We start from the raw sequence: 18,710 nt of genomic DNA, 5'->3' as shown, positions 1-18,710 counted from the left end.
TTGAATGCGGTTAATGTCGCCTCTTGTTGGGGCTTGCATCCGTCTGGAAAACCATTCCATACGGTCACTTAGATATAAAAGCTAGCGAAAACTAGAAATAACTCACACCGCCTAATTCTAGTTTGTATAAAAAGCGTACAATCCTGTGAGCCGTGTGGGATGTTACGACATCAGAAATGTCCGTTACTTTGATCCACTTCCTAATTCTCAAGGGTTGATGGATTTACCATCAACTACGCCCTTTATTTGTGATTATTGTCACTTAAATATCTTTTGTGTCGAGTGTATTAAGATCTCGTTGCACATCGATTATGAAAAATCTTTCCATGTTAACCAAGTTAATGTGACCAATATTGCAATTTTCACATCATCAGATGAGTGGGCTATAAAAAGCGTCATGAACGGGTTTTAACCTTTCTCATATTCCATTGTGATCAAAATCACTAAGAACTAGAGCAAAGTTCACTTTGTTGAGATTTGGATCACTAACCTAGCAATGGTACCCCCTCTACGCCCTCAGCCCTCCTCCTTCAAAGGAGGAGAATTAGGAGGATGTTTATTCACAGAGGTAAATGCACGATGTATGGCAGATGAATTACCAAAAGACGTGAGAATTTCGTAATGAAACCTACTCAACAAAAACAATTTGACAAGAAGTCGTTCCAAGAAAGCGTAAAGAAACACCTATCTGTAACTTACGCTCACACGATTGAAAACGCAGACAGCCGCGCTTGGTACCTAGCAATGGGTCATGCACTGGCTGAATTCACTACTTTAGATTTGCTTGCTACTGAAGAAGATCCACGCATTAAAAGTGCGAAGAGCGTTAACTACCTTTCTCTAGAGTTCCTTATCGGTCGTTTGACGGGTAACAACCTAATCAGCATGGGTCTGTACGAACAAGTAACAGAAGCAATGGCTGAACTGGGTTACAACCTAACTGACCTGCTAGAAGAAGAACGTGACCCATCATTGGGTAACGGTGGTCTTGGTCGTCTAGCGGCATGTTTCATGGATTCATGTGCGGCGCAAGAATTCCCAACCGTTGGTTACGGCTTGCACTACGAATACGGTTTGTTCAAACAGTCTTTTAAAGATGGTCGCCAGCAAGAAGCACCTGACGCATGGCGTGGTGTAGAAGGCTACCCTTGGGAAATTGCTCGTCCAGAACTTGCTCAAGAGATCGGTTTCTACGGTCACGTTGAAGTAGTTAACGAGAACGGTAAAGAAGTTCGCAAATGGGTTCCTGGCATGTCTGTAAGAGCAATGCCTTGGGATCTACCAATCGTAGGTTACGAATCAGACACGGTTTACCCGCTACGTCTTTGGGAATGTCAGGCAATTGCACCATTCTCGCTAGCAAGTTTTAACAACGGTGACTACTTCGAAGCGCAGCACGCACTGATCGACGCGGGCAACATCACTAAAGTGCTTTACCCGAACGACAACCACGAGAAAGGTAAAACACTGCGTCTAATGCAACAGTACTTCCACTCAGCTGCGTCTGTACGTGACATCCTACGTCGCCACGAAGCAGCTGGCTACTCGCTAGCGGATCTACCGAAGCAAGAGACTATCCAGCTTAACGATACGCACCCAACGATTGCGATTCCTGAGCTAATGCGCATCCTGATGGACGAAAAAGGTTTAACTTGGGAAGCGGCTTGGGAAATCAGCTCTCAAACCTTCGCGTACACAAACCACACGCTACTTCCAGAAGCACTAGAGACATGGCCAGAGTCGCTAATCCAGCACCTACTACCACGTCACATGGAGATCATTTACGAGATCAACCACCGCTTCCTACAAGACGTACGTGCAATGTGGCCGGGTGATGTCGCGAAACAACAGAAGCTTTCTATCATCGAAGAAGGTTTTCACCGCATGGTTCGCATGGCAAACCTATGTGTAATTGGCTCTTACGCAGTAAACGGTGTAGCGGCACTTCACTCTGAATTGGTTAAGAAAGACCTATTCCCAGAGTTCCACGAAATGTACCCAACACGTCTACACAACGTAACGAACGGTATTACGCCACGTCGTTGGTTGAAGTTCTGTAACCCAGGTCTTTCTAAGCTAATCACAGAGAAAGTCGGCCCAGAATGGCCAGCGAAACTAGAGCAACTAGAAGGCATCGCTAAGTACGCCACTGACGAGAAATTCCAGAAAGAATTCATGGCAGTGAAGAAAGAGAACAAAGAACGCCTAGCTAACTGGGTGAAAGAGAACATGGGTATCGAACTCGATACTAATGCGATCTTCGATGTTCAAATCAAGCGTCTGCACGAGTACAAGCGTCAGCACTTAGACCTTCTACACGTACTGTCTCTGTACCATCGCATTATTAACGAACCAGGCTTCGAATGTGTGCCTCGCGTTGTGTTCTTCGCAGCGAAAGCGGCACCGGGTTACCACCTAGCGAAAGAAATCATTTTCGCTATTAACAAAATTGCTGAGAAAGTGAACAACGACCCTCGCATCGGCAACAAGCTGAAAGTGGTCTTCATTCCTGATTACCGCGTGAGCATGGCTGAAATTATTATTCCTGCGGCGGACGTATCACAACAAATTTCACTTGCGGGTAAAGAAGCATCAGGTACTGGTAACATGAAGATGGCGCTTAACGGTGCCCTAACGATCGGTACGATGGATGGTGCTAACGTTGAGATTCGTGAAGAAGTAGGCGATGAGAACATCTACATCTTCGGTCTAGACGTTGAAGGTGTGAAAGCGCTGAAAGCTCAAGGTTACAACCCATTTGATTACTACAATGCGGATCATCTACTCAAAGCGTCTATGGACCTACTACTGGGTGAAGAATTCACTCCAGGTCAACCAGGCTTACTGCGTGCAACGTACGACAGCCTACTAGATGGTGGTGACCCGTACTTATGTCTTGCGGACTTCGCATCTTACGTGAAAGCGCACGAAGACATGAGCGAACAATACAAAGACCAAGCTGGCTGGGCGAAGAAAGCCATTCTTAATACCGCCCTTGTCGGCAAGTTCACCTCAGATCGCTCAATTCGCGACTATGTGAACAACATCTGGAAACTAAAAGCGGTTCACCGTTAATAGAACAGAGTTAAGACCAAGGTAGCCAAGCGCTACCTTTGGTCATTTTCCAAAAGAAGTTATTGATAACAATAAAACCCTACATGGAAGGTGTTGGTATTACCTTCGGAGAAAGCGATGAAAGAACAAACAGCATTAAAGAAAGTCGCGGAAATGGCGAGATTGGCTGATAGCTATGTCAGTGCTTGGGGAGATGAGGCAAAAGTGTCTGAGGAGACGCTACGCCGCTTGCTCGCTTCGCTTGGCTACGATACTAGCAGCGATGAAAAACTATTGGCTTCTGCTGAAAAGAAACATAAAAAAGACGTACTAGCCCCTGTTCTTGTTTTACGCGACGGCGAACCAGTCGAAGTGGAACTAAACCTAGGTACGAGTGCTCGTGAGAGTGAATTCAGCTGGCGTTTAGAAACAGAACAAGGAGAGGTACTTGAAGGCTATCTTCAGTCCCAAATTGTTCGTGATGAGCGTGCTGAGGGTGGCCCTCTAGTGTTTGCATTGCCAAAGAACTTGGCTTGGGGTTATCACAAATTGATTGTCAGCCGTAAGCGTCGTAAAACGCCTTACGAGATGTCATTGATCATCACGCCGAAAGCGTGTTTCAAACAAGACGATCTAAACCAACATAAAAAGCTATGGGGTCCTAGTATCCAGCTTTACACACTGCGTACTCAGCACAACTGGGGTATCGGTGATTTTGGTGACCTAAAACAGTTGGTGAGCGATATCGCTTCTCGTGGCGGTGACTTCATTGGTTTGAACCCGATTCACTCACTGTTCCCAGCGAACCCAGAAGGCGCGAGCCCATACAGCCCGTCTTCTCGTCGTTGGTTGAATATCATGTACATCGACGTAAGTTCTGTACCTGAATTCGCACTGAGTGCTGAAGCTCAGCAACGTGTTGGCAGTGCAGAGTTTCAACAGCGTCTACAAAAAGCACGTGACTCTCATTGGGTGAACTACACAGAAGTTTCGCAACTGAAAATGAGCGTTCTTCCGCTGCTGTTTAGTGAGTTTAAAGCTCGCCATTTAGACAAAAACACCGACCGCGCTCGTGCATTCTTGGATTTTGTAGAAAAAGGCGGCGATAGCTTGTTACACCAAGCTGCATTCGATGCGCTTCATGCGGATTTACACGCAGAAGATTCAAACATGTGGGGTTGGCCTGTATTCCCTGAGAAATACCGCACATTCGACGCAGCCGGCACTCAGAAATACATCAAAGACAATCAAGACCGCGTTCACTTGTACATGTATCTTCAGTGGATCGCAGACGATCAAATCAAAGAAGCGCAGTCACTGGCAGAAGAAAAAGGCATGGCTGTGGGCTTATACCGTGACCTTGCTGTCGGTGTTGCCGACTCAGGTAGCGAAACATGGGCCGACGACGGTAACTTAGTGTTAGACGCCAGCATCGGTGCGCCGCCGGATGTACTTGGTCCTCTGGGTCAAAACTGGGGTCTGCCTCCGCTTAACCCTCAAGTTTTAGAAGCGACGGGTTACGACGCGTACATCAAGTTGCTACGTGCTAACATGAAGCATTGTGGTGCATTGCGTATCGACCACGTACTTGGCCTGCTTCGCCTTTGGTGGATTCCAAAAGGCGAGAAAGCGACAGAAGGCGCATACCTGTACTATCCAGTGGAAGACATGCTAGCAATCCTAGCGTTGGAATCTCACCGTCATCAGTGTTCAGTGATTGGTGAAGACTTGGGTACTGTGCCAGATGAAATCGTCGATATCCTACACGATGCAGGTGTGCACTCATACAAAGTATTCTTCTTCGAAACTTCGAAAGAAGACGGTGGGTTCATTTCTCCGAAGCACTACGCAGAGCAATCGATGGCGGCACTGTGTACGCATGACATGCCAACCCTGCGTGGTTTCTGGCACTGCGATGATTTGAAAATGGGTCGTGAGATTGGTCTTTACCCAGATGAAAAACAGTTGGAAGGCTTATTTGCTGATCGCTTGAAGTGCAAGCAAGGCATCTTAGACAGCGTTCGCTGGCACGGCTATTTGCCAGAAGGCATTGGTCATGATGCTCAGTACGTACCGATGGACTCGTACCTAAGCGAAGCGCTGCAACTGCACGTAGCAGCGGGTGACTCTGCACTGCTTAGCGTTCAGCTTGAAGACTGGCTAGAAATGGATCAACCGGTCAACATTCCAGGCACGGTGGATGAGTATCCAAACTGGCGTCGTAAGCTGTCGATGAACCTAGATGAAATCTTCAGCCGTGAAGATGTGAATCGCATTTCTAAACGCCTCACTGAAGTTCGCGCACAGGCGAGCAAATAAGATGCGTAGAGTGACGTAGATGAATGAGCGGATTACCAATTTTGTTAGCTCAGAGGTACGAAAGTTCCGTCTAGGTCACTCATTCCGAAAACACAATCCGTTAGGATGAAGTACCGTTATTATGCCCGCGACAATAGCGGGCATTTTTTGTTTTTGACATCGCTTGATGCATACATGTTTTAAGCGAAGTCTTTTGTGAGTTCACAACGTTGGCTGTGGAGAAACCGATGTTTGATTCAGATTTCTGGTCTTGAAAAGGATATTGGCTCTAGGGAGAAAGATTTGAAAACCACCAAAACCAAGAAAATAAAGAAACAACACGAACGCGCATATGAACTGCTTGCTGAGGCGGCTTACTCAGACCCATTTTCGGCGTTGGGGCCATTCATTGATGATGGCGAAGGATCGCTGCGAGTGTGGATGCCGGGCGCAAACAAGGTTGAACTGCTTGTTAATGGCGAACCTCGCGTGGCGCTTGAGCGTGATGGTGACAGCGGTTTTATCTTAAAAGAACAACTCGATTTACACCTGACCCACTACCGTTTGGCGGTCTATTGGAATGGTGTTGAACAAATTATTGATGACCCGTACCAGTACCACAATATTTACCAAGAGTACGATCATCTGCATACGCCCAAAGACATGTATCACTATATGGGCGCACACTTTGTCACGCTAGAACGTGGCGGTGAAAACATCTCCGGTGTTCGCTTCCTTGTCTACGCACCGCATGCATCGGCTGTTAGCCTTGTGGGTTGCTTCAACCAATGGGACGGTCGTCGTCACCCAATGCAACGTTTAGATTATGGCATTTGGGGTTTGTTCATTCCTGGCTTAGAAGAAGGCGTTCAGTACAAATTTGAGCTCAAAGGGCCAAATGGGGAAGGGCTGCCACACAAACAAGACCCTTGGGGTTTCTACTCTGAGCAGTACCCATCGTTCGCATCCATTACTTACGATCACAAGCGTTACCAATGGCAAGATGCGAAATGGCAAAATCGCGCAGTGACACAAAAGCGTGATGAAGCGTTATCGTTTTATGAGCTGCATGCAGGGTCATGGAAGCGCAACGAGAAAGGCGATTTCCTCAACTACCGCGAACTCGCGGAGCAGTTGGTGCCATACCTTGTGGATATGGGCTACACCCACGTTGAGCTGATGCCTGTGTCTGAGCATCCATTCTACGGTTCATGGGGCTATCAACCCGTTGGCTTGTTTGCGCCAACCAGCCGTTTTGGCTCACCTGATGATTTCAAATTCTTCGTGGATGCGTGTCACCAAGCTGGTATCGGTGTAGTGCTGGATTGGGTTCCGGCGCACTTCCCATCGGATGATCATGGCTTAGCAAACTTTGACGGCACACCGTTGTTCCACGACCCGGACCCACGTCGCGGTTGGCACCAAGATTGGAACTCATACATCTACGATCTCGGTCGTGAACATGTGCGTCGCTTCCTTGTATCGAATGCGCTGTACTGGTTTGAACAATTCCATATTGATGGCATTCGCGTGGACGCAGTCGCATCGATGCTCTATCTCGATTATTCACGTAGCCACGATCAGTGGGTACCGAACGTCGACGGTGGCAACGAAAACTACGACGCAATCGCAACCTTAAAATGGATGAACGAAGAAGTGTACAAGCACTTCCCGAATGCGATGACGATTGCGGAAGAGTCAACGGCGTTTCCGGGGGTGTCTGCGCCAACCTTTATGGGTGGTTTAGGTTTTGGCTTCAAATGGAATATGGGGTGGATGCACGACAGTCTTTCATACATCAAAGAAGATCCTGTTCACCGCAAATACCACCACAATACCATCACATTCCCGCTGGTTTATGCGCACAGCGAAAACTACGTCTTGTCTCTCTCTCACGATGAGGTGGTGTACGGAAAAGGCTCTATCCATAACAAGATGCCAGGTGATGAATGGCAGCAAACAGCAAACCTACGTGCATACTACGGTTACATGTATGGTCAACCGGGCAAAAAGCTGAACTTCATGGGCGCGGAAATCGGCCAAACGGCGGAGTGGAACCACGATGATCAGTTGCAATGGTTCTTGTTGGAATACGAACGTCATCAAGGCGTTCAAAAGCTGATGCGCGATTTGAACCACTTGTACCGAAATGAAGCGGCGATGCACGATCAAGATTGTGTTCCTGCTGGTTTTGAGTGGCGTCTACAAGACGAAGCGGATGCGAGTATCCTAGCGCACGAGCGTATCAGTAAAGAAGGTGAGCGTATTTTGATCATCACCAACTTTACGCCCGTACCACACGAGCGTTTTCGTTTAGGCGTTCCAAATGCAGGTCAATACGAACTACTGCTGAACACGGACGACAGCAAATACGGCGGCAGCGATTTTAAAGTGCAGACCAGTGTGAAAACGGAAAAAGTCGAAAGTGAATCACTGCCTCAATCACTTGAGCTTCGTTTACCACCACTTTCAACCGTGTTCTACAAGCTGAATAAATAATTCAGTCTAATCAAATTCTAAGCCCGTTTTACATTGTAAATCGGGCTTTTTTTGACCTATTTTTTACCTCAAAAACTTGTTGTTCCTGATTGAATCAGGCAAGCTCGCTGGTTTGTTTATCATCAATCGCTAATGCATTGGGGAGCCACACATGTTGAAAAGGCTTAAGTCATTTCTATTTAAAATGGTGTTGATCTTGCTGATCGCCCCAGTCGTTTTGGTTGGTGTGGTGAAATATATCGATCCGCCAATATGGGGATGGAAGTTAAGCCGCATTGTTGTGCCACCAAAGAACTATCCAGACAGCAGCCAACACGAATGGGTATCCTTGTCGCGTATTTCAAAAAATATGCAGTTAGCGGTGATTGCGACCGAAGACCAAAAATTCCCTCATCACTATGGATTGGACTTCGAATCGCTATTCGACGTGATTGCCGAGGCAGGTGACAATGGCCCGTCGAGAGGCGCGAGCACGATTACCCAACAAGCCGCGAAAAATGTGTTTTTGTTTCCTTCTCACTCCTACGCTCGCAAGGCTTACGAGCTTTACTTTGCTTTGCTGATGGAGCTGATGTGGAGTAAAGAGCGCATTCTCGAAGTGTATCTAAATGTGGTTGAATTTGGTCCCGGTATTTACGGTGCTGAAGCAGCGGCGCAGAATTATTTTGGTGTCAGTGCAAAGCAACTCTCGAAGTGGCAAGCAGCGCGTTTAGCCGTGGTGTTGCCAAACCCATATCGAATCAAAGTCTACCCACAAAGTGATTACACTGCTCGCCGCACAAGATGGGCGATGAACCAAATGAGCAATCTTGGCAGCGTGCAACTTTAAGTCCCTCAATCCATTGCGCTTAAATAGAACTACGCCCCTATATCAATAAAATGTGAAGCGTCACAACCTTTGGGGCGTAGGCAATTAGAATGATGTGTTCAGTTTCTTATCTAGGCACAATTAGTGTGAATAAAACTAATAAATGTGCATGGTTACCATGTGCTGCCAATGGACTGAACGATGAAACTGAACCTGATTACCACTACTTTACTGCTTGCGTCGGCAAGTGCCATCGCCGAGCCTAACATCACCATTTCTACCACGACCAACAGCCGTGACTTCCCGTTAAGTGCAGAGCAGCCTTTGGTTGTGCCTCTAACCAAAGACGGATACACGCTTAAAATCACGGGCGTTGAAGGTGATTGCGTTGCACCCGATGGTCAGAAAGTGAAGTTCAACAAACCTCTTGCGCTGAACTGCGGAAAACCAACGGAACTGCCGTTAAAAATCCGCTTTACCGGCGATTACTCTTTTGCTTTTGATGCAGAAGCCAAAACATTGCGTTTTAAGCGTGAACCTAAGAAAGCCGCCAAAACTGAATTCAAACGCCCAATCCCACAAGTGCAATGTGAGGTTTACCAAGGCGGTGAAGTGACGATCGATCTGGGGGATAGCTTTCCTGAAGGTACCAAGTTGCGTGATGCCTATTCTGGTCAAATGGTTGAAGTGCAAGATCAGCAAGTATCGCTGACGCCAAGCAAAGACTCTGGCGGCCTAGTGCTTTTAGAGCCTGTACAGAAAACCAAAGAAGCGGTGCTATTTGATTACCGAAACGCGAACATTTACTTCGTGATGGTTGACCGTTTCAACAACGCAGACGCAAGTAACGACAACAGTTATGGTCGCAAAAAAGACGGCAAAGAAGAGATAGGTACTTTCCACGGCGGTGACCTTAAAGGCGTGATTGAGAAACTGGATTACATTAAGAGCCTAGGTACAGACGCGATTTGGTTGTCGCCAATCGTTGAGCAAGTGCACGGCTTTGTCGGTGGTGGCGATAGTGGTTCATTTCCGTTTTATGCATACCACGGCTACTGGACGCGCGATTTCACCAAGATTGATGAGAACTTCGGTAACGAAGAAGATTTAAAAACGCTGGTGGAAGAGGCGCACAAGCGTGGCCTTAAAGTCTTGATGGACGCAGTAATCAACCACACTGGTTACTCAACGTTAGCCGATTTGCAATTTGACGGTATTGAGGTGTTAAAGCCTAATGCCGATCTGCCCAAGAAATGGGGCGACTGGCAACCAAAAGCGGGTGAAAATTGGCATAGCTATCACCAGAATATTGATTATCAGAGTCCTAACTGGTCGAAATGGTGGGGCGGTGACTGGGTAAGAACAGGTCTACCGGGATACCCAGCTCCGGGTAGCAGTGATATCACTATGTCATTGGCGGGTTTGCCTGACTTTATCACCGAATCAGACAAAACCGTGAAGCCAGCGCAATGGCTATTGAATAACCCTGGCACTCGCGTAGAAGCTCGTAACAACTACACTGTGGCGGATTACTTGATTGAGTGGCAAACTGACTGGGTGAAACGCTTCGGCATTGATGGTTATCGCGTCGATACGGTGAAACACGTCGAAGGTGAAGTTTGGAAGCATCTAAAAGAAGAAGCATCGAACAGCTTAGAACAGTGGCGTAAAGAAAATGGCAAATCAGGTCAGCCGTTCTGGATGATGGGCGAAGTCTGGGGACACACCGCGTATCGCAGCCCTTATTTCGATGATGGTTTTGACGCGTTGATCAACTTCGATATGCAGAAGAAGCTAGACAAAGGCGCGGCGTGCTTTAGCCAAATGGCAGACACTTACCAAAGCTATGCGGAAACTATCGCGAACGAGAAAGACTTCAACCCAGTGAGCTACATGTCTTCCCACGATACCGAGTTATTCTTCTCTCGCTTCAAAGACCACGGCATGCAGCGTAACGCCGCGAATGCACTGCTTCTGAGCCCAGGTGCTGTTCAGGTTTACTACGGTGATGAAGTGGGTCGTAACATTGGTCCTTACGCGGATGATTTCCACCAAGGCACACGTTCAGACATGGTTTGGAAACTATCGGATGAGAAGCAAGCGCTGCTCAAACATTGGCAAACCCTTGGTCAGTTCCGTCAAGCACACCCTGCCATTGGCGCAGGTCAGCATCGAGTGATTGAACAGGAAGGCGCGTACGTTTTCTCTCGTTCGCTTGGCAATGACAAAGTCGTCGTGGCGTTTGTAGGACGTGATAAGTAACTAAACGCTCTTTATGTCGATAAATAAAAAGCCCTTCCTTGAGTTATCAAGGAAGGGCTTTGTTGTTTTAGTTCGCCAGTTCTTGGTCGATGACTTTTTCTAGCTCGTCAAACGGCACATAGCCAGGAATGACTTGATCATTAATGATCAACGCAGGCGTGCCGCGTAAACCAAGTTGCGTGAAATACTGATAGTTCTTATCAAGCAGCGCTTTGGTCTCTTTGTCGTCGACAAGCTGCGCTTCTGTCCCCGTTTTCTTCGCGATTTGCTTTAACGAGCGTGCATCATGTGCGCCCGGTTTTTTCACCAATAACTCATGCACTTGTTCGTACTTATCTCGCTGGTTTTGCCAAACATTTAATGCGTAACTTGCCGAGTTGTAGCCGTTTTTCTCGTATTGTTCTTTAAAAGAGACATTGAGGTTAAGCACTTTTATCTGCGGATATTCCTCACCAACTTTGACCAGTTCTCCTTCTAAACGTTTACAAAAAGGGCAACTGTAGTCCGTTACGTTAATAATGGTTAACTCAGGGTTTTCAGCACCAAAAGAGGAATGTTTGCCATCACTTAGATAGTGACGAACTTCCTTCAAGGTGTCTCCAAATGACTGTTGATACGCAATGTACTCTTGAAGGTTTTGGTGCAATGAATCAAGAATTTGAGGATTCTCTTTTAGTATCTGAGTAACTTCCTCTAGCTTTTGTTCTGCGGTCTTTTCTGATGCGAAAGATACGGCAGGTACGATAGCCATCATTAACGTCAAAAGTGTACGAGTGAATGTCATAATATTTCCTAAAACTTTTAGATTTCGTTGTTTGTTATGTGAAGTGAATAAAATACGTACAAAAGTCAGGCGATAAGGTCTTTCGCCTTGCTAGGTTTATTCTCTAAACACGCAAAGTTTTAGGTGAACCCGACACTTTTCCGGTATCGGTTCTGTGTATTCCAGATAATGAATTGCTGTGGATGCCATCGGCAGCGCCACAATCAAAGCAAACAGAAAAAATGGAATAAGAATATGGTCCAACTGGTGTTGGTACGCTTGAACCAGCTTCTCTGAAAGGTCGCAAGATGGTGATAAATTCACACTTTCATCTTGCTGACTCTGTATTTGGTGAGCCTTAGGGCAGCTTTTCGAGAAGCCGGAGTTTTGGCTTAAACATACCATCACCACCCAAAACACGAGGGCGAGTGTCCACTTGGCTATTTTAGGTTGTGAGCGTAACAATGGGCTGCCTAGTCCTGTTGATTCTGGTTTATGCCGTTTGTATATGACCGGACAATCCTAACCTAAATTTCATTATGGAATGTTACTTTCGAGTTAATCGATATCGCCTCAATGCCAAAGTATGAAGTACGTCATGAATGTTGTAGAAAGCAATGTTCGTCAGAATCATTGGTCGGGTTGATGAAGAAGTCCTGAGGCATCGATATAGATTAATATACCTAATTGTTAGCACAAATTTTTATTATCTTTCAAATGTGATTAAAATCATAAAACAAAACTTCATAACTGAGTCGCTAGAATGTTCGGCAGGCGGATTGATTTTGATCATCTCTCTAGCACATTATTCGAGTGAACATATGTGTCCTGTCCCACATGTGTAGGTAATGTTATGAAAAATCCTGTTCAAACCGAGCGCAAGGTTACGCTGGGGTGCTACGTTGCACTGGCGTTTGCGGTCGTCTTCTTTTCTGGTCTCATGCAATCGAATGAATGGTATGGCGTATTTGATTTCACCACGTTGAATGGCTCTTTCGGCAAGGTGGCTTATGGCGTCACCGAAACGGCTGACGGTGTGCAAGTTGCAACAACGTCGCTTCGTGGTACTGGTGGTAGCGGTGCACGTGACGGTTTCATTTTTGCACTTACTTTGATTCCTACCGTTATGTTCGCATTGGGTATGATCAATGTACTTGAGCACTATGGCGCACTAGAAGCAGCACGCAAACTGTTAACGCCGCTTCTTCGTCCAATTATGGGTATTCCGGGTAATTCTGGTTTGGCTCTTATCGCTTCGCTGCAGAGTACCGATGCAGGTGCGGCGATGACTCGTCAGCTTAAAGATGAAGGCCATCTTACCAAACGCGAAACCGATGTGTTCACTATGTTCCAGTTCACCGCTGGTGCCACCATTGTTAACTTTTTTTCCTCAGGTGCGGTGCTGTTTACGCTGACGATGGCGGATGGCTCGCTTGCCGTAACGTCTTCTATTGGTTTGGCGGTTGTGGTGATGTTCTTGTTTAAAATTGTGGGTGCGAACTTATTCCGTATCTATCTGAACATCACAGAAGGTAAAGAAGACAAGCAAGAGCAAAACAAATCTGAGAACTTAAAAGAGGAGACGGCGTAATGAGTGACGTAAAAGTAAGTAAGCCGATGGTGACAGATATTTTCGTTGAAGGCGCTAAAAAAGGCTGGGTTATTGCGACAACATCAACTGTGCCTAACGTTCTTATGGCGTTTGTCATCATTAAAGCGTTGCAGATTACTGGCGCGTTGGATTTGATGGGCTCGGTATTTTCTCCAGTAATGGCGGTTTTTGGTTTGCCAGGTGAAGCAGCTGCGGTGCTGATTGGTGCTTGGATGTCGATGGGCGGCGCAGTTGGCGTGGTTATCACATTGTTTGACCAAGGCATCTTGAACGGCACGCACATCGCGATTCTTGCACCTGCAATTTACCTAATGGGCTCACAGGTTCAGTACATGGGTCGAATTATGGGACCTATCGGTACTGAAGGTCGTTACATCCCAGTCATGATTGCGATTTCCGTATTGAACGCATTTGGCGCAATGCTAGTCATGAACTTGTTTGTTTAGGGGGCAATCATGCAGTTTTCTCTCAATGAATATCTCGAAGAACTTCGTCCTCTCATCAATGTCGATTGTGGCACGTACACCACTGATGGCATTGAGTTCATCGCTTCTCAATTTGAAGGGAAGTACCAAGCGATGTCAGGTTGGAGCGTAAAACGCATCGACTGTGGCAGAGCGGGTATCGGTCTTGAAGTTCGAAACAAGCCTGAAGCTGAGCAAGTTGACGTGATGCTGATTGGTCACATGGATACAGTGTTCCCTGTCGGTACCGCTGGATTACGCCCTATGTCTCAAGACGCTGAAAAAGCGTACGGTCCGGGTGTGTCGGACATGAAATCTGGCTTGCTGAATATTGTGTACGCGATGCGTAACCTCGACCAAGCGATATTGGATAAACTGTCGATTTGTATCTGCATGAACCCAGACGAAGAAACCGGATCGTTAGATTCGGTCGACTGGATTCAATCTGTTGCAAAAAACGCGAAAAACGTATTGGTGGCAGAAGCAGCACGCGCAGACGGCGGTTTAGTCAAAGCGCGCAAAGGCATGGCGCGTTATAAAATCACGTTTAATGGCATTGCAGCCCACGCTGGCAACGAGCCAGAAAATGGCCGCAGTGCAATTACCGAGATGGCGAACTGGATTCTCGCAATCAATGCTATGACGAACTTCGAATCTGGCACCACATTAAACGTGGGTATTGTGTCTGGCGGTAACGGCGCAAACATCGTCCCTGAGCACGCTGAAGCGATCGTGGATGTGCGTTTCTGGAGTAATGAAGAATACGATGATGTCGATAGCAAGCTAAACGGCATGCTGGAAACACCATTCGTTGATGGCGTTAGCATCGAGTTGGTTCGTGAAGCTTACAAACCTTCTATGGTGCCAAGCGCGCAAACCGAAAGCCTGATGGCATTAGTTGAAGACGCAGCAAGTGAACTGGCTATCGACATCAACTGGAAAGAAGTGGGTGGCGGCTCTGATGCAAACAATACGGCAATTCTTGGCGTTCCAACTTTGGATGGTCTAGGACCTATCGGTGCAGGTTTTCACAGTGACCAAGAGTACTTGTTGCTTGAGTCTATCGAACCACGTATCAAAATGCTGATGCGTGTACTGGAGAAGATAGCTCAGTAGCGCACTCGACAACTTAGTTCCCAATATCACGATCCCCAGACTTCGGTTTGGGGATTTTTCTATCTGTGTTTTTGTTTCACTTTACTATCATTTCTTGTTATTAATCTTGCGTTCAGGTTCGATTTATTAATATGTTGGCCACAGTCATAAATTTCGGAGGCAACGATGACCACAACAATGTCTGTAAAATCGGCGCCGAAAGACGCCAAAGATCAAACGATGCAAGCGCCAGATGAGAAAACATTCTGGCGCAAAATGAAAGGGTCGGTGAAGAAAGCGGGTGAAGAAATTGCCGTTATGGGCATCAAATCATGGCTCGCGATGACAGATTCCAACACCGCCGTTCGCCATAAGGCGATTTTAGGTGGCGCATTGGCTTACTTCGTATTACCCACCGATATGGTGCCAGATGTGTTAGCAGGCGTCGGCTTTACCGATGACATGGCAGCGCTTACCTTAGCCGCTAACTCAGTCGGCAATGCCATTACTGAAGAACACGAAGAACAAGCCAGAGAAAAATTGAATTCGATGGCGGATTAGAAAGAGCGTTTCTAGACGCGGAGAAAACAAAAGCCCCGATGTTTCCATCGGGGCTTTCTTTTAGACAGGACTATATAATTTCAGAATGGTAATCGTAGAACGATTTAGGCGTCAGCGCGTTTAAGATGCACTTCTTCTTCGGCTACGCCTGCCATTGGATCGTTGAAGCGAGCTTCATCCAATGCACCTTCTGATTTTGCGACAATGACGGTAACTGCACTGTCACCAGTGATGTTTACCGCGGTACGAATCATATCAAGTAGACGGTCAACACCCATGATGAGCGCGATACCTTCAAGAGGCAGACCAACTTGGTTCAATACCATGGCTAGCATTACAAGGCCAACACCAGGGACACCCGCAGTACCGATAGATGCCAATGTAGCTGTCATGATTACCATTAGGTAATCGCCCATAGTTAAATCAATATTGAAGGCTTGAGCAATAAAGGCGGTTGCTACACCTTGCATGATCGCCGTACCGTCCATGTTCACGGTTGCACCAAGTGGTACTGTGAACGATGATACGCGGTTCTCAACACCCATTCGGTGCTTAACCGTTTCCATTGTTACTGGAATTGTTGCGTTCGATGATGCTGTAGAAAAAGCAAACATGATCGCGTCTTCCATCTTGCGTAGGAACGTAATTGGGTTTAGACCTGTGAAACCTTTTAACATTAAGCTATAAGTAACTAGACCGTGTAGGACAAGCGTACCAGCCAGTACTAAGAAGTACTCTGCCAGATTGACGATCGCGCCCAGACCAAGACCAGTAAATAGCTTCGCCATTAAGAAGAACACCCCATAAGGCGCCAAGTTCATCAAAATCGCGACCAGTTTCATGATCACTTCATTCAGATCAGAGAAGAATGCTGCGATGCGTTCGCCTGGTTTACCCGCAGCACTGATCGCGATACCGAATAGCACGGCGAACACGATAACTTGCAGAGTTTTACCTTCTGCCATTGCGCTGATTGGGTTGGTCGGGAACATATCGATGATCACCTGACCTAAAGATGGCGCTTCGGCTGATTTGAATGAACTTGCTGCCGTTAGATCTGCCCCTGCACCTGGCTGGAATAGAGTACCCATAGTTAGAGCAAGCGTAATCGCGATAGCCGTTGTCGTAACGTAGAAAGCGAGGGTTTTACCGCCCATGCGACCCAGTGTAGAGAGGTCTTTGAGGGAGCTAGTACCACAAACTAACGAAACAAATACTAGCGGTACAACAAGCATTTTTAAGCTGGCAACGAAGATCTGTCCACCAACTTCGAATAATCCATTAACAATGTATGCGTCGACAAATCCGTTGTCGGCAAAAAGTGTGCGAATTGCAAATCCTGTCAAGATACCTGCTACCATCCCTAAAATTACGCGGCTGGTAAGCGACATCGGTTTCTTGGTATTCATGAGAACACTCCTTATAGTTATGCACCTTGAGTTCACTTCAAAGCGGCGAGCAGATTAGCAGCGGAGTGAGAAAATACGAAAGAATAATCCTCTAAATGGTTAATAGATGTGAACTTTATCACTAATAAAAATAGGATTTTAACCAAATATTAACGAATTGGCCGGATGAAAAGTTTGTATTTTAACACTTTTATCGAATATACAACCGATAACAAAGAGGATTTACAATAAATTTTAATAAGAGATAGAGTGCATACTCTCTTTGAGTGGATGCATTTCTGCATAACTATTTAAGTTATATTCAGGCTAGCGGTCGCTTCTTTAGGGATAATTTAGTATTGAGTGTTCATCATAGCCAACGAACCCTTTATGCTTTCATATTTGTCTACTCAATGATGGTTGGCAAGTGTAGTTAGTTGGAGGTGATCCCAGCTCCAATAACTTTGACTGGTATTTTTAATCCCTCCAACCCAATAGCATTGTTTCGCTCGTATTAAACCCTCCAAACACTGCTTGCCAGCCTCAGTGATACGGACGCTCTGTTCCCACCAGTGCCTTTCACGTGACTCAATCGTGATCAAAGGTGTTTGACACTGTGCTAGAGGGAGGAGTAACGCGTAAAACATCACGTCTCCTAGGTAAGGAAGAGGTTCTAGTTGTTGATATTGCTCAAACCAATCTTTGATGGGAATTGAACGATTTTGCGAGCTCAAGACCTTTAGTGCGAGGTGTTGTGTCAAGCTCAATCCAGTTTGTGAATTAGGTAACTCTTGCAAATGGCGTTTAAGCACGTTGAGTATATTGGGCAAGCAATCCAGGTTATGCTGCTGAATCAAATTAACTATGGAAATAGGTGTCGGTGATGTAATAGCGTGCCAACACCGTTTAGCCTGACTGAATAATTTTGCTGTCACAGGTTTACGATATCGCCAACAAGAACGAATAGCTTCTTCAGGCAACTGCCCAAAGCCGATGAATCGTTCAGTGCCCGGGAACTGGTTCAACTCAATGATCTCTATCACTTTATTCTCTACATTCTCTAACTGTGTTAGAGCACGAATTAGCATCAATTGATCATAGCTGTCATGTTCGACCCAAAAGACGATTCGTTCAAATGTATCACTGAGCAGCGTATCAATATTAGCTTGCTCAAATTTGACAATATCTTGCACTGAATCCTCACGCTTCATCACGGGCAGCAGAGTCTCTACGACATATTGGGCACGAATGGCAAGGAAGTTTTTTGGTGTTGCTGGGATTGGACCCATACAAAGCGGATCTATCAGGGCTAAAAATGTCCCCTCGAATCCGCTGTCTTTATGCCGTTGCTGAATATCATGCCCACAGCGGACATGGAGCGTTTTTAGTTCGCTATCAAGAGGAGGGAAGTGATTTTTGATGGCGTCTTTGTGAGCTTCTAACTCTTCGACATGCGCTTTTAATTTACTCCAACTTGGTAAACCTAATTCTCTGGCTAGCGAATGTTGAACGTCAGCTAATTGAATTGTATTGGGAGCTAATGATTCTGGTTTGGAGTGAAATCGCTTAACTCGATCCAACATCTCATCATCGTGTTGACGTATAGCTTTGAGCCTTTTTTTAGCAACGGATTTTTGTTGGTTAATGTTGATTAAGAAGCTATTTGTAGAGTTCATTTTTCACCTTTCTTATCTCTTCCACACTCGCCTAAATAGAAGCTAAAAAGAAGGTAAAAACAGATTGTTCCTGCTATACAGAGCAGGGTGGAAGAGTTGCCGTGAACCAAGTTCTTTCCGCGAGTGTTGGGGGCTTTAGGCGTGAGCAGACTGATAGTAGGGTTTCACAATCCATCATGCAACTATTCATGAGAGAACCGCATCACAAAATATCAGCCCCATTAAAGAAG

13 protein-coding genes are annotated in these 18,710 nt (G+C 46.2%); 9 read left to right on the top strand and 4 right to left on the bottom strand.

Translation table 11 applies throughout. From position 1 onward, the window contains the following. Positions 1-621 precede the first annotated feature (621 nt). From NB463_RS02275 to NB463_RS02255, 5 genes are all read left to right on the top strand, one after another. Positions 622-3,075: a glycogen/starch/alpha-glucan phosphorylase gene (locus NB463_RS02275; RefSeq protein ID WP_005396762.1), complete on the top strand. Its 2,454-nt coding sequence runs from the start codon at positions 622-624 to the stop codon at positions 3,073-3,075. 117 nt (positions 3,076-3,192) lie between these two features. After that, positions 3,193-5,373, top strand: a complete 2,181-nt coding sequence (gene malQ, locus NB463_RS02270; protein WP_258432019.1) for a 4-alpha-glucanotransferase — start codon at positions 3,193-3,195, stop codon at positions 5,371-5,373. A gap of 282 nt (positions 5,374-5,655) precedes the next feature. Next, positions 5,656-7,851, top strand: a complete 2,196-nt coding sequence (glgB, locus tag NB463_RS02265; RefSeq protein WP_258432021.1) for a 1,4-alpha-glucan branching protein GlgB — start codon at positions 5,656-5,658, stop codon at positions 7,849-7,851. A 151-nt stretch (positions 7,852-8,002) separates the two neighbouring features. After that, complete coding sequence (gene mtgA / locus NB463_RS02260; RefSeq protein ID WP_145533901.1) at positions 8,003-8,680, top strand: monofunctional biosynthetic peptidoglycan transglycosylase; 678 nt, start codon at positions 8,003-8,005, stop codon at positions 8,678-8,680. A 180-nt stretch (positions 8,681-8,860) separates the two neighbouring features. Then, the gene (locus NB463_RS02255; RefSeq protein WP_145533898.1) at positions 8,861-10,921 is read left to right on the top strand and encodes an alpha-amylase; all 2,061 of its coding nucleotides are present in this window, start codon (positions 8,861-8,863) and stop codon (positions 10,919-10,921) included. A gap of 67 nt (positions 10,922-10,988) precedes the next feature. Here the strand turns inward: NB463_RS02255 and NB463_RS02250 are convergent, their stop codons facing one another. Together NB463_RS02250 and NB463_RS02245 are read right to left on the bottom strand one after the other, a co-directional pair. After that, complete coding sequence (locus tag NB463_RS02250; protein ID WP_145533895.1) at positions 10,989-11,705, bottom strand: DsbA family protein; 717 nt, start codon at positions 11,703-11,705, stop codon at positions 10,989-10,991. Positions 11,706-11,801: 96 nt separating this feature from the next. Further along, complete coding sequence (locus tag NB463_RS02245; protein ID WP_054866868.1) at positions 11,802-12,089, bottom strand: hypothetical protein; 288 nt, start codon at positions 12,087-12,089, stop codon at positions 11,802-11,804. A gap of 448 nt (positions 12,090-12,537) precedes the next feature. On the opposite strand from NB463_RS02245, the gene NB463_RS02240 reads away from it, so the two are divergent. The 4 genes from NB463_RS02240 to NB463_RS02225 all read left to right on the top strand — a co-directional run bounded on the left by NB463_RS02240 (position 12,538) and on the right by NB463_RS02225 (position 15,416). Next, on the top strand, positions 12,538-13,275 hold the full coding sequence (locus NB463_RS02240) for a nucleoside recognition domain-containing protein (protein ID WP_124008114.1): 738 nt from the start codon (positions 12,538-12,540) through the stop codon (positions 13,273-13,275). Further along, positions 13,275-13,742 (top strand): YjiG family protein, encoded by a 468-nt coding sequence (locus tag NB463_RS02235; RefSeq protein ID WP_005499945.1) that lies wholly within the window; start codon positions 13,275-13,277, stop codon positions 13,740-13,742. The genes NB463_RS02240 and NB463_RS02235 overlap by 1 nt, the downstream gene beginning before the upstream one ends. A gap of 9 nt (positions 13,743-13,751) precedes the next feature. Then, the gene (locus NB463_RS02230; RefSeq protein ID WP_258432022.1) at positions 13,752-14,876 is read left to right on the top strand and encodes a M20 family metallopeptidase; all 1,125 of its coding nucleotides are present in this window, start codon (positions 13,752-13,754) and stop codon (positions 14,874-14,876) included. Positions 14,877-15,041: 165 nt separating this feature from the next. Continuing rightward, a complete protein-coding gene (locus tag NB463_RS02225) occupies positions 15,042-15,416 on the top strand; it encodes a YkvA family protein (RefSeq protein ID WP_031818445.1) in 375 nt (124 codons plus the stop codon). Between the two features lie 104 nt (positions 15,417-15,520). Here NB463_RS02225 and NB463_RS02220 read toward each other — a convergent pair whose 3' ends face one another. Then, a complete protein-coding gene (locus tag NB463_RS02220) occupies positions 15,521-16,825 on the bottom strand; it encodes a dicarboxylate/amino acid:cation symporter (protein ID WP_182035969.1) in 1,305 nt (434 codons plus the stop codon). A gap of 389 nt (positions 16,826-17,214) precedes the next feature. Continuing rightward, positions 17,215-18,480: a DUF1835 domain-containing protein gene (locus tag NB463_RS02215; protein WP_258432023.1), complete on the bottom strand. Its 1,266-nt coding sequence runs from the start codon at positions 18,478-18,480 to the stop codon at positions 17,215-17,217. Between the last annotated feature and the right edge of the window lie 230 nt (positions 18,481-18,710).

The organism is Vibrio sp. RM-41-2B (assembly GCF_024744415.1).
GTDB classification, from domain to species: Bacteria; Pseudomonadota; Gammaproteobacteria; order Enterobacterales; family Vibrionaceae; genus Vibrio; species Vibrio diabolicus.
The sequence above is the reverse complement of the archived record's forward strand: the minus strand, read 5'-3'. Positions and strand labels throughout refer to the sequence as shown.

Coding starts and splice junctions, on each gene's coding strand:
- NB463_RS02250 (WP_145533895.1), bottom strand. CDS start 11,705: ATGACATTCACTCGTACACTTTTGACGTTAATGATGGCTATCGTACCT.
- mtgA (WP_145533901.1), top strand. CDS start 8,003: ATGTTGAAAAGGCTTAAGTCATTTCTATTTAAAATGGTGTTGATCTTG.
- NB463_RS02220 (WP_182035969.1), bottom strand. CDS start 16,825: ATGAATACCAAGAAACCGATGTCGCTTACCAGCCGCGTAATTTTAGGG.
- NB463_RS02245 (WP_054866868.1), bottom strand. CDS start 12,089: ATGGTATGTTTAAGCCAAAACTCCGGCTTCTCGAAAAGCTGCCCTAAG.
- NB463_RS02255 (WP_145533898.1), top strand. CDS start 8,861: ATGAAACTGAACCTGATTACCACTACTTTACTGCTTGCGTCGGCAAGT.
- NB463_RS02235 (WP_005499945.1), top strand. CDS start 13,275: ATGAGTGACGTAAAAGTAAGTAAGCCGATGGTGACAGATATTTTCGTT.
- NB463_RS02275 (WP_005396762.1), top strand. CDS start 622: ATGAAACCTACTCAACAAAAACAATTTGACAAGAAGTCGTTCCAAGAA.
- NB463_RS02225 (WP_031818445.1), top strand. CDS start 15,042: ATGACCACAACAATGTCTGTAAAATCGGCGCCGAAAGACGCCAAAGAT.
- NB463_RS02215 (WP_258432023.1), bottom strand. CDS start 18,480: ATGAACTCTACAAATAGCTTCTTAATCAACATTAACCAACAAAAATCC.
- NB463_RS02240 (WP_124008114.1), top strand. CDS start 12,538: ATGAAAAATCCTGTTCAAACCGAGCGCAAGGTTACGCTGGGGTGCTAC.
- malQ (WP_258432019.1), top strand. CDS start 3,193: ATGAAAGAACAAACAGCATTAAAGAAAGTCGCGGAAATGGCGAGATTG.
- NB463_RS02230 (WP_258432022.1), top strand. CDS start 13,752: ATGCAGTTTTCTCTCAATGAATATCTCGAAGAACTTCGTCCTCTCATC.